This is a genomic window from Sediminibacterium sp., from assembly GCF_051861365.1.
Classification (GTDB): domain Bacteria; phylum Bacteroidota; class Bacteroidia; order Chitinophagales; family Chitinophagaceae; genus Sediminibacterium.
This window is the reverse complement of sequence record NZ_JBHYCW010000004.1, coordinates 22,438-39,808: the sequence shown is the minus strand read 5'-3', so window position 1 is coordinate 39,808 and position 17,371 is coordinate 22,438. Positions and strand designations below refer to the sequence as shown.

The 17,371-nt window shown below is 38.6% G+C and carries 15 protein-coding genes; 13 read left to right on the top strand and 2 right to left on the bottom strand.

All coding sequences use genetic code 11. The annotated features are described in order from the left end of the window. Window positions 1–31 precede the first annotated feature (31 nt). The 8 genes from ACTIEV_RS02605 to metH all read left to right on the top strand — a co-directional run bounded on the left by ACTIEV_RS02605 (window position 32) and on the right by metH (window position 11,663). Window positions 32–3,178 carry an ATP-dependent helicase gene (locus ACTIEV_RS02605; RefSeq protein WP_439516002.1) on the top strand — a complete coding sequence of 1,049 codons (3,147 nt, stop codon included), beginning with the start codon at window positions 32–34 and terminating at the stop codon, window positions 3,176–3,178. 64 nt (window positions 3,179–3,242) lie between these two features. Beyond that, a complete protein-coding gene (locus ACTIEV_RS02600; protein WP_439516001.1) occupies window positions 3,243–4,658 on the top strand; it encodes an Ig-like domain-containing protein in 1,416 nt (471 codons plus the stop codon). Between the two features lie 141 nt (window positions 4,659–4,799). After that, entirely contained in the window at window positions 4,800–5,414 is a 615-nt protein-coding gene (recR, locus tag ACTIEV_RS02595; protein ID WP_439516000.1) for a recombination mediator RecR, read from the top strand. A 183-nt stretch (window positions 5,415–5,597) separates the two neighbouring features. Beyond that, a complete protein-coding gene (locus ACTIEV_RS02590; protein WP_439515999.1) occupies window positions 5,598–6,197 on the top strand; it encodes an OB-fold protein in 600 nt (199 codons plus the stop codon). Window positions 6,198–6,210: 13 nt separating this feature from the next. Continuing rightward, window positions 6,211–6,735 carry a YceI family protein gene (locus tag ACTIEV_RS02585; RefSeq protein WP_439515998.1) on the top strand — a complete coding sequence of 175 codons (525 nt, stop codon included), beginning with the start codon at window positions 6,211–6,213 and terminating at the stop codon, window positions 6,733–6,735. Between the two features lie 25 nt (window positions 6,736–6,760). Beyond that, window positions 6,761–7,672: a DUF5777 family beta-barrel protein gene (locus ACTIEV_RS02580; RefSeq protein WP_439515997.1), complete on the top strand. Its 912-nt coding sequence runs from the start codon at window positions 6,761–6,763 to the stop codon at window positions 7,670–7,672. Window positions 7,673–7,909: 237 nt separating this feature from the next. Continuing rightward, complete coding sequence (locus tag ACTIEV_RS02575) at window positions 7,910–8,926, top strand: homocysteine S-methyltransferase family protein (protein WP_439515996.1); 1,017 nt, start codon at window positions 7,910–7,912, stop codon at window positions 8,924–8,926. A gap of 16 nt (window positions 8,927–8,942) precedes the next feature. After that, window positions 8,943–11,663 (top strand): methionine synthase, encoded by a 2,721-nt coding sequence (metH, locus tag ACTIEV_RS02570; RefSeq protein ID WP_439515995.1) that lies wholly within the window; start codon window positions 8,943–8,945, stop codon window positions 11,661–11,663. Window positions 11,664–11,729: 66 nt separating this feature from the next. Here metH and ACTIEV_RS02565 read toward each other — a convergent pair whose 3' ends face one another. Further along, a complete protein-coding gene (locus ACTIEV_RS02565; RefSeq protein ID WP_439515994.1) occupies window positions 11,730–12,461 on the bottom strand; it encodes a TIGR00730 family Rossman fold protein in 732 nt (243 codons plus the stop codon). A gap of 81 nt (window positions 12,462–12,542) precedes the next feature. Here ACTIEV_RS02565 and ACTIEV_RS02560 point away from each other — a divergent pair, with 81 nt between their 5' ends. The 5 genes from ACTIEV_RS02560 (at window position 12,543) to ACTIEV_RS02540 (ending at window position 15,844) form a co-directional block, all read left to right on the top strand. Next, window positions 12,543–13,949: a hypothetical protein gene (locus tag ACTIEV_RS02560; RefSeq protein WP_439515993.1), complete on the top strand. Its 1,407-nt coding sequence runs from the start codon at window positions 12,543–12,545 to the stop codon at window positions 13,947–13,949. A gap of 11 nt (window positions 13,950–13,960) precedes the next feature. After that, on the top strand, window positions 13,961–14,728 hold the full coding sequence (locus tag ACTIEV_RS02555; protein ID WP_439515992.1) for an exodeoxyribonuclease III: 768 nt from the start codon (window positions 13,961–13,963) through the stop codon (window positions 14,726–14,728). 28 nt (window positions 14,729–14,756) lie between these two features. Continuing rightward, window positions 14,757–15,062 carry a DUF4286 family protein gene (locus ACTIEV_RS02550; RefSeq protein ID WP_439515991.1) on the top strand — a complete coding sequence of 102 codons (306 nt, stop codon included), beginning with the start codon at window positions 14,757–14,759 and terminating at the stop codon, window positions 15,060–15,062. A 298-nt stretch (window positions 15,063–15,360) separates the two neighbouring features. Further along, window positions 15,361–15,630, top strand: a complete 270-nt coding sequence (locus ACTIEV_RS02545) for an HU family DNA-binding protein (RefSeq protein ID WP_133474259.1) — start codon at window positions 15,361–15,363, stop codon at window positions 15,628–15,630. Window positions 15,631–15,718: 88 nt separating this feature from the next. Further along, a complete protein-coding gene (locus tag ACTIEV_RS02540) occupies window positions 15,719–15,844 on the top strand; it encodes a 30S ribosomal protein THX (protein ID WP_250686738.1) in 126 nt (41 codons plus the stop codon). Window positions 15,845–15,929: 85 nt separating this feature from the next. Here the strand turns inward: ACTIEV_RS02540 and ACTIEV_RS02535 are convergent, their stop codons facing one another. Continuing rightward, on the bottom strand, window positions 15,930–17,225 hold the full coding sequence (locus ACTIEV_RS02535; RefSeq protein ID WP_439515990.1) for an aminotransferase class V-fold PLP-dependent enzyme: 1,296 nt from the start codon (window positions 17,223–17,225) through the stop codon (window positions 15,930–15,932). Window positions 17,226–17,371: the final 146 nt, after the last annotated feature.

Here is a 17,371-nt window from a genome sequence, read left to right as displayed (position 1 = left end):
CCTGCACCTATTATTCCTCTATCTTTATTCCATGATTACCCGTGAACAACAACAGGCTCAATTCAAGAAGATTTATGGAGGACTCAATGAGCAACAAAAAAGTGCCGTGGATAAGACCGAAGGTCCGGTAATGGTGATTGCGGGACCGGGTACGGGTAAAACACAAATTTTAGGAGCCCGTATCGGAAAACTTCGTTTGGAAACAGATACACAGCCTGATAATATTTTATGCCTAACCTATACTGATGCAGGTGTGGTAGCTATGCGAAAAAGGTTATTAACTTTTATCGGACCGGATGCCTATAAAGTAAATATTTGCACTTTTCATGCTTTTTGTAATGATGTGATTCAGGATAATCTCTCTCTATTTGAAAAAAATGCTCTTGATCCTGTATCTGATCTTGAAAGAATTGATTTGCTAAAAACATTGATCGACAGTTTCCCAAAAAATCATCCATTAAAAAGATATAGAGGGGATGTATATTTTGAAATAAAAAATCTCCAACAGCTTTTCAGTAACATGAAGAGAGAAGGTTGGCAGCCGGAATACATCAACCAATGTATTGATAGTTACTTGAATGATTTACCCAATCGCGAAGAGTTTATCTATAAAAGAAATCAGGGTTCTTTTAAGAAAGGAGACCTGAAAGAAAATAAGATCGCAGAAGAAAAAGAAAAGATGGAAAAGCTTCGCGCAGCGGTAAATGAGTTTACTCGTTTTCAGCAAATCATGCGAAGCAGGAACTTATATGATTTTGATGACATGATCAACTGGGTGATTGATGTATTCAAAAACCATCCAAATGTATTGGCAAGGTATCAGGAACAATACCAGTACATTTTAGTAGATGAATTTCAGGATACCAGTGGCACCCAAAACATGCTGGTAAAATTATTGATCAGTTATTGGGAGGAACCGAATGTATTTGTTGTGGGCGATGACGACCAGAGTATTTATCGTTTTCAGGGAGCGAACGTGGAGAATATGCATGAGTTTGCAAAACAATTCAGTGACTCATTGCATACAGTAATACTCACCAACAACTATCGTTCTACACAACCTATTCTGGATGTATCCAGAACACTCATAGAGAGAAACCAAGAAAGATTGGTGAATAAAATTGAAGGATTGAGTAAAGTATTGACTGCTGCCAATACCCAGATCAATGACAGTACAATACTTCCTACGATCAGAGAATATGAAAATCCACGTGAGGAAATGATCCACCTCACATTACAAGTGGAGGAACTGATACAAAGTGGTGTGGCACCCGGACAGATCTGTGTAATTTATCGAGAAAATAAACCACACGAAGACCTGGCGAAGTATTTTCAGCAAAAACAAATACCGGTTTACACTAAAAGAGATATTAATATTCTTCATGAACAAATTTGTAAGCAATTATTACAATTGTTGAGATATCTCAAAGATGAACACCATATTGCCTTTAGCAGTGACCAGCTATTATTTGAAATACTTCACTTTCAATGGTTCGCTATCCCATCCATTGAAATTGCAAAGCTGAGCGCTGAAGCAGCTCAAAAAAAACCGAATGACCAAAAAATATCTTTGCGTCAGTTGATCGCAGAGAAACTACAAGCTCCATTACCTGATTTATTCAGCACAGAAATACCCGGACTTAGAAAAGCACAGTCCGTCTTAGAAAAACTAATCACTGACGTTTCAAATGTAACCGTACAACAATTGTTTGAAAATTGTATTCGAGAAACAGGCTTGCTGGCTTATGTCATGAACAGCCCGGATAAACACTGGCTTTTACAATTGCTCACCGGATTATTTGACTTCATAAAAAAAGAAACGCATCGAAATCCAAACCTAACATTGGAAAAACTGCTGAATATTTTTGATTTGATGGAGGATGAATCATTAGTACTTCCATTGATTCGCGTATCGGGTACGGATCGAGCGGTGAATCTACTCACCGCACATGGTTCAAAAGGATTGGAATATGATTACGTGTTCATTGCAGGATGTAACTCATCCAACTGGGAAAAGAAAAGAAAACCCGCAGGTGGATATAGCATGCCGGATACCATTTTTGCATCTCAGCCTGTACATAGTGAAGAAGAAGAGCTTAGAAGACTATTTTATGTAGCCATGACACGTGCAGCCCAACACTTGTTCATTTCTTATACCAGTACCAATAAGGATGGAAAAGCCATTGAACCTTCGATGTTCATTGCTGAAATCAGAGAAGAGCATGCATTACCGTATGAAAAGATCAGTCTGCCGACAGAAACCATTGCTGATTTTGCTATTTTATCACTAAGCAAAGAATTAAAACCGGAGATCGAACATACCGAAGCAGCATTTATTGATCAATTGCTGGATAAGTTTGTAATGAATGTAACTGCGTTGAATAATTACCTGAAATGTCCATTACAGTTTTATTTCAATAACCTGGTACGTGTTCCTTCCGGAAAATCAGAAGCTACCGAGTTTGGATCGGCAGTTCACTATGCTTTACAGAAGCTATTTGAGAAAATGCAGGAGAACAATAATCAGTTCCCACATCAGTCGGAGTTTATGGCAGCATTTAAATCATACATGGATCGCAATAAAGAGCATTTTACCAAAGAGCAGTTCGCAAGAAGAATTGAACAGGGAGAACAGGTTTTACCAGCCTATTATGAACGTTATATTCACGATTGGGAAAAGATTGTTAAGATTGAAGCCAATATCAGGAATGTTACTATAAAAGGTATTCCTTTAAAAGGCAAGCTGGATAAGCTTGAATTTAATGGCAGACAGGTGAATGTGGTAGATTATAAAACAGGGGATGCTGAAAAAGGAATCAAAAAATTAAATCCACCTAGCGAGAAAGAACCAAATGGTGGAGACTATTGGCGACAGGCGGTGTTTTATAAAATATTGGTCGATAACTACCCATCCAAAAACTGGGAAGCGGTGAGTGCAGAATTCGATTTTATTGAGCCCGATAAAAAGAAAGGATATTTGAAAGAAAAAAGGGTTATTACAGCTCAGGATATTGCCAGTGTAACCGCACAAATTGAAATGGTTTGGGAAAAAATTCAAAAAAGAGATTTTTATACCGGATGTGGTAAAGAAGACTGTCGCTGGTGTGAGTTCGTAAAAACCAATGAGATGGCAGTTGCCTTACATGAACCGGATGAAAATGAGGAAGAAGCAGTATGATTAACATGATTTTTAGCTCAATGAGTATAACGCTACACAGAAAGCCTGTAAGTTTGCACCACGCATGAAAAATCTTTTGACGCTCATTATTCGCTTATATGGTATCGCGCTTTGTTTGGTGATCATGATCATGGCTAATTCTTGTGCGAATATGATACCCCCCAGTGGAGGTCCAAGAGATAGTTTACCTCCACGGTTGGTGATAGCCAATCCCAAAGACTCAGCTACCAATGTAAAGACTAAAAATATTCTACTCACATTTGATGAATTTGTGTCTTTACAGAATACAGAAAACATCATTTATGCTCCTGTTCCCAAGAATCTTCCGCAGGTTGATTATAAATTAAGAAATGTAACAGTTCGCTTCAAAGATTCATTGGAAGAGAATACTACATATTCTATTGATTTTGGAAACAGTATCATAGATGTCAATGAAAGTAATGTAGCAAAAAATTTTCGCTATGTTTTTTCTACCGGACCTACTATCGATTTCCATACTTATGAGGGTAAGGTATTGGTAGCTGAGACAGGTAAAGTAGATAGTACACTGATTGTTGTATTACACAAAAACACTTCCGATTCTGCGATCAAAAAATTAAGTCCGCGCTTTTTTACCAGAATTGATGGTAAAGGCGCATTCAAATTCAACAATCTTCCTTCCGGTACCTTTGCAGCTTATATTGTGAATGGGAAAAGCTACAATAAAACTTTTGACAGCAGCTCACTCTTTGCTTTCAGAGATTCTTTGGTACAAATTGGCAGCAATAGTAACAAGATAGATACTTTTTATGCTTTTACGCAATCCATTACTACCGATAAGAAAGCTACAGACCCATCCAGTGGCTTACCTCCTTCTTTGCGTGACGATAAAAGATTGCGCTATATCGCCATTTTAGATAATGGTATGCAAGATCTTCTCAGCGATTTTAAAATGGTATTCAATAGAAAAGTATTTTCCTTGGATACCGGGAAAGTGAGATTAACAGATAATGATGACGTATTACAAAAGGGTTACACTGTTGCTTTAGATAGCCTCCGAAAAACATTCACCCTCCGCTATCCTTGGAAAGAAAATACGACATATAAACTGGTCATTCAAAAAGATGCTGCGCTGGATAGTAATGCTACTTCACTTCCCAAAACAGACACACTACTTTTGAGTATACGAAAAGAAACAGAGTACGGCAGCGTTCGCTTTCGCTTTTTGAATGTTGATACCAGTCAGCATGCCGTATTACAGCTCTTTCAAAATGATGAACAAGTAGCTTCCTATCCCATCAATCAAAATGATATTCAGATCCGTCGCTTTAAACCGGGTAGCTATGAGTTGAGAATTTTGTACGATAGAAATAAAAACGGTAAATGGGATACCGGAAGCTTTACACCCATCAAAAAGCAACCGGAGAAAGTATTTTATATCCCCCGACAGCTGAATATCCGCGCAAACTGGGATAATGAAACAACCATTGCGTTGCAATAGGCTTCAAGCCGAAAGCTTCAAGCTACAAGTGAGGTAATCGGTAATCTAGGTGTACCAAGCTTGTACCTTGAATCTTGTCTCTTCCTTGTGGCCTGTTGCTTGAAGCTTGCAGCTTGTATCTTTCTCACTTATCTTCGCGCCATGCAATTCCCCTCCTCACTTTTAGAAAATGCAGTAGCGCAGTTTTCCAAGCTTCCGGGTATTGGGAAAAAAACGGCATTACGATTGGTGTTGCATCTATTAAAACAGGAAGTCAATGAAGTGCAGCATTTTGGTGAAACCATTGCACGCATGCGGAGGGATATCAAATTTTGTCAGCGTTGCCATAATATCAGTGATGGTGATATTTGTTCTATTTGCTCCAATTCCATGCGCAATCAGCAAATGATTTGCGTGGTAGAAAATATAAGAGATGTGATTGCCATCGAAACCACCCAACAGTTCAATGGTTCTTACCATGTACTAGGCGGTATCATTTCTCCTCTTGATGGTGTTGGTCCTGAACAGTTAAGCATCGAATCACTTGTTCAGCGTATAGAGAAAGAAAAGACCGAGGAAATTGTTTTTGCCTTGAACCCAAATATCCAGGGAGATACTACTATCTACTATATCCAGAAAAAAATTGCACACCTTCCTTGTCGCATTACCACCATTGCACGAGGTATTGCTTTTGGGGGCGATCTTGAATATGCAGATGAAATGACCCTAGCAAAGAGCATTGCAAATCGACTTCCGGTGCAACAATATGTGAAATAGGTGTTTTTTGCCCAAAAGCAACCTTTCTTTCCACTTTTCGTAATAGTTCATATAAACAAGATCGACTAATTTGCCGTTTAAACATTGAATTTTTCTAGGAGCAGTATTTGTTTTATCTTTTGATCTTTAATCGGTAATGAACTAAAACAAAAAATAACTGTTTCTTTCATTCAAATCAAGTATATGGAAATATCAGGTTTAATGGCAGGATTGGTCAGCACAGGCATCATTTGGTTGGTCTTGATGATCATATCTGTGATTACAGTATCGAAAAGGACAGATATAGATAAGAGCCAGCGACAAAAATGGATGATCATAGTAGCAATTCTTCCATTTCTGGGTCTATTGATATATGTAGTTACGAACTTCAGTAAAGCGAAGAAGTTGTTATGGTTGGGAATATTAGGTGCGGTTTTATCGGTTGCGGCAACTGTATTTTTTGTTTACAACCGTAAGCATGAAGATGTGAGTCAGAAAGAAGGGGTACAAATGACTGCGCAGCAATTATTCGATGCTTTCAAAGCAGATGAAAACGCAGCCAACGCTTTGTATCTGGATAAAGCAATAGAATTGTCGGGCGAGATATTAGCAGTGAATACAAACCAGGATGGTCAGGTTGTCGTAGATATAAAAACAAATGATCCATTCGTAGTGATCAATTGTACTTTTAAGACAAATCCGGGTGCATTGACTGTAGGACAAAACATTACATTCAAAGGCTTTTGCAGGGGATATATTCCCGATGCCAATGTTGTTATCAACGATGGTATTTTAGTAAAATAAGAAAGGAAAGATTATGAAGAAAATTATCGGGCTCTTATCATTAGTTCTTTTCATCGGAATGCAAGCCGATGCACAGAAAATATTTGGAACACGTAATGGTAAGATCACATTTGAATCTCCCACAGATGGAGACGTGAAAGCGGTGAATAATGAAGTGACCAGCAGAATAGCTGATAACGGACAGATCACTTTCAGCATGCTGATCAAAGGTTTTAAATTCAAATATGCAGAAATGCAAGAGCATTTCAATGATCAATATGCTGAGAGCAGCAAGTTTCCAAGAGCTGATTTTAAAGGCAATATTGTGAACCTGAAAGATGTGAATTTCACAAAAGATGGAAGCTATCCCGTAACAGTAAAAGGAGATCTGACCTTGCATGGTGTTACTAAAAACATCACCGTAAAAGGGAATATTGAAATCAAAGCTGGAAAGCCAAGTGCCAGAGCCGGATTCGTGATCAACATGAGCGATTTTAAAATCGACGCATCTTCCGTTACAGAAAAAGTAACAGTAGATATCAACTGTCAATACCAGTAATCATTATCACCATAAAAACACCTGTATGAAGATCTTATTTAAAAGGTCAATGGCTATTTTTTGCCTAACCCTTATCACATTTAGTGCTGTTGCACAACAAACAGATCTGTTTAAAATGCAAGACAGCACTGCTGCAGCGGAAGACAAAAACAGAACTGAAAAAACGCTCAACACTTTTTATTCCACTCGCTTGGTGACCACACAAACGGTAGAAATAACCGGTAAAGGGAGCATGGACTTTCGTATCAATCACCGTTTTGCTCCTTTAAATCAAGGGTTCTATAATTTATTTGGACTGGATTTTGTTGCAGCACGTATTGGCTTTGATTTTGGGTTGGCAGAAAATTTAATGATTGGTATTGGAAGAACGGGAACCAATAAGGAAGCGGATGCTTTTGTAAAATACAGACTACTCAGGCAAAGCAGTGGTGTGAAAAATGTACCGGTATCAGTTTCTTTATTGGGCTCAGTCATGTATCGTGGAGTACGCTATGCTGATCCGACTTTGAATGTAAAAACCCAAGACAGAACTTATTATACGGCACAATTAATGATTGCGAGAAAGTTCAATGAAAATACTTCTCTTCAAATCTCCCCTACCTATACAAGATACAACCGAATTCTGTTCTTATCGGGAGGAGCGAAAGACCTTTTCTCTGTAGGCTTTTTAGCTAGACAAAAAGTTAGTAAGCGCGTAAGCATCAATGCTGAATATTTTGTTCAGACAGAGCGTTTCGACGGCACGTATAATCCATTATCCATTGGAGTAGATATACAAACAGGTGGGCACGTATTCCAATTACATTTCACCAACTCTATCGGCATGAACGAACATACTTTTATTCATGAAACTTTTGGATCATGGGGTAAAGGTGATATACGCTGGGGTTTTAATATCTCCAGAATATTCAATATTGGTCGAAAGAAAAAAGCTTAAAGAGATAAAACCACTTAAAAGCCCCTGTATTCATGATTACAGGGGCTTTTTTATCGCATTTTACTTATCTTTGTACCCTACACAGGCGGATTTGTTTATTGTTCGGCCTGCACTCTCGCCTACGGCGGGACAAATCGAACTAATAAACGTACAGAAAAGCACCCTCAAATTTTCTCCCTACGTTTTATTGGTTCACTCAAGTAAATGAACAATTGATTGTTCTAAAAGAAGTGAATTATGAGTATTCGTAAAGAATTGGAAAAAAGAATTCTGGTGATTGATGGTGCCATGGGTACCATGATCCAGCGTCACAAATTAACAGAAGCCGATTATCGTGGTGAGGGATTCAAAGACTGGCATTGCGACGTAAAAGGAAACAATGACCTATTATGCATCACTCAACCGGATATCATCAAAGGTATTCATAAAGAATATCTGACTGCCGGTGCTGATATTATTGAAACCAATACTTTCAGCAGCACAACGATTGCAATGGCTGATTATGATATGCAATCACTTGCCTATGAGTTAAATGTAGCTGCTGCAAAATGTGCAAAGGATGCCGTTAAAGAATTTATCGCTGAAAATCCAACTACAACTCCTAAATATGTTGCAGGGGCCATTGGTCCATTGAATAAAACATTGAGCCTGTCGCCTGATGTGAATAATCCCGGTTTTCGAGCAGTTACATTTGATGAAGTGGTAACAGCTTACAAAGAACAGATCAAAGGATTGGTAGATGGCGGTGTAGATATTTTATTGATCGAAACCATTTTTGATACACTCAATGCCAAGGGTGCCATTTTTGCCGCCAAACAATTTTTCCGTGAAACAGGTATTCCTGAATTGCCGATTATGATCAGTGGTACCATTACGGATGCATCGGGAAGAACATTGAGTGGACAAACACTCGAAGCCTTTTATACCTCTGTAATGCATGCAGAACCCTTAAGTGTGGGATTAAACTGTGCGTTAGGTGCTGCTGAAATGCGTTCACATATTGAAGAACTGAGTCAGATTGCAGCTTGTTATACTTCTGCATACCCCAATGCCGGATTACCGAACGCAATGGGAGAATATGATGAAGCACCCCATCAAACAGCTCATTTCATTGAAGAATGGGCACAACAAGGTTTTGTAAATATTGTAGGCGGTTGCTGCGGAACCACACCCGATCACATCAAACATATCGCCGATCACGTTAAAAAGATTTCACCCAGACCACTTCCTGTAATTGAAACAGCATTGGTTTAATTTTTAAGTTAACGACATGAGTTCAGCTACTATTATAAAACCCTATCTCCGTTTATCAGGTCTTGAGCCCTTGGTGGTTAGACCGGAAACCAACTTTGTGAATGTTGGTGAAAGAACGAACGTAACAGGTTCAAAGAAATTTGCGAGACTGATTCGCGAGAACAAGTATGAAGAAGCATTGTCTGTTGCCCGTCAACAAGTAGAGAATGGCGCGCAGGTGTTGGATGTGAATATGGATGACGCATTATTGGATGGTGTAAAAGCCATGACCACTTTCTTGAATCTTTTGCAAAGTGAACCGGATATTGCACGTATACCGATCATGATCGATAGTTCAAAATTTGAGATCATTGAAGCCGGATTGAAATGTGTACAAGGGAAATGCATTGTGAATTCCATCTCCATGAAAGAAGGAGAAGAGAAATTCATTGAACAGGCATTCATTTGTAAAGCATTTGGTGCAGCTGTTATTGTAATGGCATTTGATGAAGTAGGACAAGCCGATACCAAGGCAAGAAAAGTAGAGATCTGTCACCGCGCGTATAAAATTCTTACTGAAAAAGTAGGCTTCCCACCACAGGATATTATTTTCGACCCCAACATTTTTGCAGTAGCCACCGGTATTGAAGAGCATAATAATTATGCGGTAGATTTTATTGAAGCAACCAGAGAAATCAAACAGTTGATGCCACTCACCAAAGTAAGTGGTGGTGTATCAAACGTTTCATTTTCATTCCGAGGCAATGACCATGTACGTGAAGCCATTCACTCTGTATTTCTATTTCATGCTATCAAGGCCGGAATGGATATGGGTATTGTGAATGCCGGACAATTGGTGGTATACGATGAAATAGAACCCACACTTCGCGATCTATGTGAAGATGTACTGCTAAACAGAAATAACGAAAATAATGAAGCCACTGAAAAACTCATTGCGTTTGCAGAAACCGTGAAAGCAAAGGGTAAAGTGGAAGTGAAAGATGAAGCCTGGCGTAATGAGCCTGTTGAAAAAAGACTGGCACATTCTCTCATCAATGGTATCACTGATTATATTGAAGCAGATACAGAAGAAGCCCGACAAAAATATCCCAAGCCACTGGATGTGATTGAAGGTCCATTGATGGATGGAATGAACATTGTGGGTGATTTATTTGGTGCCGGTAAGATGTTCTTACCACAAGTGGTGAAGAGTGCACGTGTAATGAAAAAAAGCGTAGCAGTCCTCACTCCTTACATTGAAGCGGAGAAAGAAGAAAGAAAACAAGCACACCTCAGAGCCGGAACTGCCAACACAGAAGCAGCCGGTGCAGCAAAAATATTATTGGCCACTGTGAAAGGTGATGTACACGATATCGGAAAAAATATTGTAGGTGTGGTATTGGGTTGTAATGGATATGATATTATTGATCTGGGCGTAATGGTACCTGCGGATAAAATTTTGGATGCCGCACAAAAAGAAAATGCAGACATCATTGGTTTGAGCGGACTGATCACGCCTTCATTGGATGAAATGGTACATATTGCCAAAGAAATGAAGCGTCGTGGTATGACGCAGCCCTTATTAATTGGAGGAGCTACTACCTCCAGAATGCATACTGCTGTTAAGATTGCTCCGGAATATGGCAATGGTGTGATTCATGTATTAGATGCTTCCAGAAGTGTAACGGTTGCAGGCTCCCTGTTAAACAAAGAACAGAAAGAGGTCTTCCTGAAATCTACCACTGAGGAATATGTAAAACTGAAAGAAGGATTTGATAATAAAAAAAGTATCAAACAATACTTGCCTTACAGTGAAGCATTACAGAATAAAGTCAATATCGATTGGGCAAATTTCTCTCCTGTTACGCCTGGTTTTACAGGTGTTCAAGTATTTGCAGATGCAGATTTGAATGAGATTCGTTCTTATATCGATTGGAAACCTTTCTTCATTGCTTGGGAAATGCATGGTAATTTCCCTGAGATATTGACTGATACTGTGGTTGGAAAAGAAGCTACTAAATTGTACAATGATGCCAATGCTTTATTGGATACCATCGTTGCAGAAAAATGGCTCACTGCCAAAGGAACCATTGGTTTCTGGGAAGCTGCCAGTGAAGATGATGATGTGGTTGTAACCAACAAAGACAAAAAGACCACGCTTTCCTTCCTGCGTCAACAAATCAAAAAAGCTCCCGGACAACCGAATTTATCTTTAGCTGATTTTATTGCTCCTGCAAGCAGCGGAAAGAAAGATCATATCGGTGCTTTCGCTGTCACCATTCATGGCATTGACGAACACATCAAGATATTTGAAGCGAATCATGATGATTATAACAAGATCATGCTACAAGCTTTGGCCGATCGTTTAGCGGAAGCATTTGCAGAATTCCTGCATTTGAAAACCAGAAAAGAATATTGGGGCTATGATCAAAATGAGTCACTCAGCAATGAAGAGCTCATCAAAGAAAAATATGTGGGTATTCGTCCGGCGCCGGGCTATCCTGCATGTCCGGATCATACCGAGAAGTATAAATTATTTGATTTACTACAAGTCACTCAAAACATCGGCATAGAACTTACAGAAAGTCTGGCCATGTATCCTGCATCATCTGTATGTGGATGGTATTTTGCGCATCCGCAAAGTCAGTACTATGGAGTAGGCAAAATTCAGCAAGATCAGTTTGAAGACTATGCCAGAAGAAAAGGCATGACAAAAGAAGTTGCAGAAAAATGGCTGAGTCCGGTGTTGGAAGGATAGAGAATATAGAATGTAGAATATCCAATTTCGAAATTGGATATTCTACATTCTATATTCTTCTGTTTATCACCTTTTCTCAAACAACCACCACAATCTCCTCCTCGGTTTCACAGTATAGTTTTTACGAACGTATGTTTTAATGTAATCCATGGCTTCTTTCACATCATCAGTGAGGAATAATAGTTTTTTATCTTCCGCAGAAATAGTGCCATGTGTTGCCATATCATCAATACTATCTAACAATGGCTGGAAATAGTCTTTCCCCAATAATACAATCGGAAAATCATTGATCACTTTGGTTTGTGCCAGTGTAAGTGTTTCAAAAAATTCATCCATTGTACCAAATCCGCCCGGCATGATGATAAATGCGTAAGAATATTTTACCAGCAACACTTTTCTGATAAAAAAATAATCAAAAGTGATCCATCGATGCATGTATGGATTGGGGTACTGTTCAAAAGGCAATTTAATATTACAGCCTACTGATTGCCCCCCATTTTCAAAAGCCCCTTTATTGGCTGCTTCCATAATGCCCGGACCACCGCCTGTCATGGTGGTAAATCCAAGTTCTGCAATTTTTTTCCCAACTTCAACCGCTTGCTGATAATAAGGATGATCTTCTTTAAAGCGAGCAGATCCAAATACCGTAATACAAGGACCCACAAAGTGGAGTGTACGAAAGCCTTTAATAAACTGGCGAAAAATCTGCCAAGCAAAAGCTAACTCATTGATCCTGGGTTTCGGTCCATCCAAATACACGAGTTCTTTGGCCGGAATAATCCTTTCTGTTTTATTCATATCTATCCTTATATTGATTAAATTTCAAATTAGCACAAAATTTGCTGTAATAATAAACAGTTAAACATCCTTAACAGTTTTATGAGAAAATTTTACTGCGTCATCATATGCACCGCATGCTTACTATCGGCATCCGCACAAAAAAAAGTATTACTGGAACAATTCAGGACTTTCTCAATGGTAGGACCGGTGATGCAGTATCTAAAACAAGAAGAAACCAAAGCTGTATTACTCAAACAATTGAACAATAGCTTACTGAAACATAAAAATGCGCAACTCATGAATCAAGATTTGCGCATAACAGTATTACCCGAATTGAAACCAACCGGCTCTACTGAAATACCATTTACCATAGCAGACAGCAGTACATGGCATATGTACCTTGATTTATATGAATTTGAAACCAACACTTTTTATTACGTACACCCAGAATACAAGGAAGATTCTGCATTATTCAAAAGAACTGCTTCCGTATTTGATTTAACTGTTGTATTAATCAACTCAGAAAAAGAAATCGTACTAAAAGAAATCATCACCATCTGCATTACGCGAGGTAGTAGTAATGGTTTTGGTATCCAAGCATCTACTCCTTCACTGAGTAATAAAGGGTTTACAGATATGCTCAATCACGCATTTGAGCGCATCCTGGATCCGGAAAATAAAATAGGAATGCTTGAGATAAAAGCAGCGCCGGTATTCTACGCTGATAATTTCTTACTCCCCATCATCAGTAATTATCCTGTTATACAAGTAAACAATAAAAATAATATTGCCTCCTATAAAAGAGATCAGACCGACGAGCTCATTCGACTGGGTGAACCCTTTTATGAAGAACTCTTTACAAAAGGGAAAAATAAAAACGTTGTAGACATGTCTATTATAAGTACCGCTATCAATAGTACAGGTAGACAAAACAGTTCTGATTTTGTTCAGTTAAAACAAGACAGCAGAGACGTGCTGAGAGATAAAAATTATTCTTTAAAAATGCTGATTGAGATCAACCCTATCTTTAATTATTTAAATGAAGACGAAGTATTTACCAGTTTCATGCCCGATTCTCTACATTTTTTATTGAAAGACCAGGATACAATCGCCAAATTCAAGATCATAAAAAACACCGGTTTAGTAGTAGAGAATAAATGGGTCTTAAAAACAAAAAATAACGGTTTAGGAGCAGAAAACAGAATGATCTACCTGAATAAACTCAGCAATGGCTATGATAGTATCAGTATTTTCTTAATGAACCCTGATGAAGTTTCAAGAAAAATTTTTTCAGAGTATGTCATTACCGGACTCATACACAATCAGCCTTTCACGATTATGTGTAGCAATAAAAACACATTGAAAGAATTTTATCTGAATCAAAACAATGTAGCCGTTGCTATGGGAAAATTTTTACCGGAAAGAATTGCTGTTTTTGATGCATCTTTAGACAAAGAAATATTGAATCAGTTGATGATGATTGGGTTTTCCCGTCTCTTCCGATAAATCAGACAGCTATGCGCATCATTTCATATAATGTCAACGGCATCAGAGCCGCCATGAAAAAGGGTTTTACAGATTGGTTAGCAACCAATCCGGCAGATATTATTTGTCTACAAGAAACCAAAGCCAATCAAGAAGATGTAGATGTAAGTGCTATTGAAAAAATGGGTTATCAAACATTTTGGTATTCCGCTCAAAAAAAGGGTTATAGTGGGGTTGCTATTTTTACAAAAATAAAACCCGATCAAGTACTTTATGGAAATGGTATAGATCAAAGCGATGCTGAAGGAAGAGTGATCAGAGCTGATTTTGGAGATATTACCCTCATCAATGCATATTTTCCTTCCGGTACCAGTGGGGATGAAAGACAAACTTATAAATACCAGTGGCTGGATGAATTTTTTACATACGTACAAGCATTGAGAAAGAAAAGAAAGAAACTGATTGTAACGGGCGATTATAATATTGCGCATACGGAAATTGATATCCATGACCCGAAAGGAAATAAAAAGTCATCGGGATTTTTACCGGAAGAACGTGCGTGGATGGATCAGTTTTTAGCCAATAAGTGGGTAGATACCTTCCGTCAGCTTCATCCGCAAGCTACGGGTGCGTATTCCTGGTGGAGTCAAAGATTTCCATCAGTACGGTTACAAAACAAGGGCTGGAGGATCGACTATATCAGCATTACAGATACTCTAGCACCTCAATTGAAAGCAGCTGCTATTTATCCGGATGTGAAACACAGCGATCATTGTCCGATTTACGCAGAAATCATCTAATACTCATACAAACTATAAATTTTTCATCGTGTATATCTATAATGTAACCATTCAATTGGCCTGGGGTATTCATGAAAACTGGCTACAATGGATGAAAACCAAACATATTCCGGAAGTAATGGCTACCGGTTGTTTTACAGATTTTCGTTTTGTACGTGTGCTTGAAATGGATGAAACCGAAGGACCTACTTATGCCACTCAATATTTTGCCGCTACCAAAGAAGACTATAATCGTTACATTGAGCATCACGCAAGCGCTTTACGTAAAGATGCACTGGATATTTGGGGCAATCAATTCGTTGGTTTTCGTTCTTTAATGCAGGTTGTGAATTGAGTGTGGATAGTTTTGCAAATTCATTTTGACAATCACAAAACTTCGCTATATTGCTCTGAAACCCGCTTCGGGACTGCTTTTCAGCTTAAATCATCTGAAACCATTGATAATAAAGGGTTTCAAGAGATAACAGTGTTGAAACATGCAATGCATAATTGATACGCAATCGGCTGAAATGCTTGTTGGCGAAGGGTTTTAAGGAATCACAAAAAGACGATAAAGTTGTAAAAATATTTTGCTATTTGATAAAAGCGAATAAATTTGTTTCTCTTATTAAAATACATCTAAAAACACATCTATGAACAAAGCTGAATTAATCGCACAACTCGCAGAAGATGCAGGTATCACCAAAACTCAAGCTAACGCTGCTTTAGATTCTTTTGTTGATACTGTAACTAAAACCCTGAAAAAAGGTGATAAAGTTACTTTAGTAGGTTTCGGTACTTTCTCTGTATCTAAGCGTGCTGCTCGTACAGGTCGTAACCCTCAAACTGGTGAGACGATCAAGATCAAAGCTAAAAAAGTTGCCCGCTTCAAAGCCGGTAAAGAACTGAGCGCTAAGATCTAATCTAAGCCTCCAAAAAGAATTGAACCCCGCTTTCGCGGGGTTTTTCTATTTTTGCAGCTCACTATTTATCAATTAAAACATAATTACCATGGGTAGAGGCGATAAAAAAACCGCTAAAGGAAAGAGATTCAAAGGTTCATTCGGCAAAAGCCGTCCGGCCAATGCGAAAGCTACTGCTGCAAAAGCCAAGAAAGCTGCTGCAAAAGCTTCTTAGGATCTTTGATTTTTTGATCTTTGATTTTTTGATTTGGTTGAAAAGCTAATGACTTTTGTCAATCACAGATCAAAAAATCAAAGATTCAAACTCTGTTACTCGCTATTTCCTCCAACGCAAATACCAGCTTGTCTAAATCTTGTAATCGGGTGTATACATGTGGTGTAACTCTTACACAACTAATGTTTTCCCAGACGATACCAACGGTATGAATTTTATAGGTATTGAATAATGCCTGATCCAATTGCGCGGGTGTCATGCCATCAATAGATACACCACAAATTGCACAAGCATATTCGGGTTTGAATGAGGTATGTATTTTTACCTTAGGAATATTCCTTGCTTTCTCCGCCCAATAATTTTTTAGGTAACGAATCCGTTCTTCTTTTCTTTTTGCTCCGATCGCATTGTGAAAGTTCAAAGCCTCTCCTATTCCTTGTTCTATTGGAAAGCTTCTGGTACCAAGGGTTTCGAACTTTCTGATGTCATCACTCCTAGGTTTATCATTACAAACCAAGGGCCATATCTTTTCTATTTTTTCTTTTTTAATCCATAACATCCCACTGCCTATTGGGGCACTAAGAAACTTGTGTAGACTGGTGCCGAAATAATCACATTCCAAGTCGGGTATTTTAAAATCAAGTAAACCAAAAGAGTGGGCCCCATCAACAATCACTTCCAATCCACGCTGATGCGCCATTTGTGCAATCTTCTTCACCGGAAGAATTTGTCCGATCCAGTTGATGATATGTGTTAGGTGTAAAATTTTTGTTTTAGGCGTGATGGCTTTTTCAAATGCTGATACAATGGCATCATCATCTTCCATCGGAAAATCAAAACTGATCTGTGTATATACAATCCCATCACGCAATGCTCTTTGTTTCCAAGCCTGAATCATATTTGGATAATCTTGCTTGGTACCTATCACTTCATCTCCTGCTTTCAGATCCAATCCAAAAATCACCGTATTCAGTGCTTCGGTAGCATTTCTGTTGACTGCAATTTCTTCGGGAGAACAGCCCGCCAATGTAGCCAGCTTATAACGCAAAGGTTCACGCCCTTGGTCTAAAATGCGCCACATATAGTAGGATGGACCTTCATTAGACAATTGATTGAATCTTTCTACTGCTTCCTGTACCACTCTGGGAGAAGGACTGACTCCTCCATTATTGAGATTGATCAGATTGGGATTCACCGTATAGGATTGTTGAATAACCGTCCAATAATCTTCATCTATAGCCGTTTGTTCCGGACTAAAACCAGCCACTCGTTGCTGCTCAGACTGCCATTCAGCGGCATGTACTTGCTGAAACAGACTATTGACAGAAAATGCCCCGGCCAGGAGCCCGATCCTTTGTACAAAATCTCTTCGTTGGTTCACGGTAAAAGGTTGAACAAGAAAGATAGTGAAGGGAATTCAAAAGTCAAAAGTGAAAAGTCAAAAGAAGATTATATATGTTACTTTACCACAGGAGTTGCTCAGAGTTTGGCACAGAGGTTCACAGTATTTTTTTGACTTTTGACTTT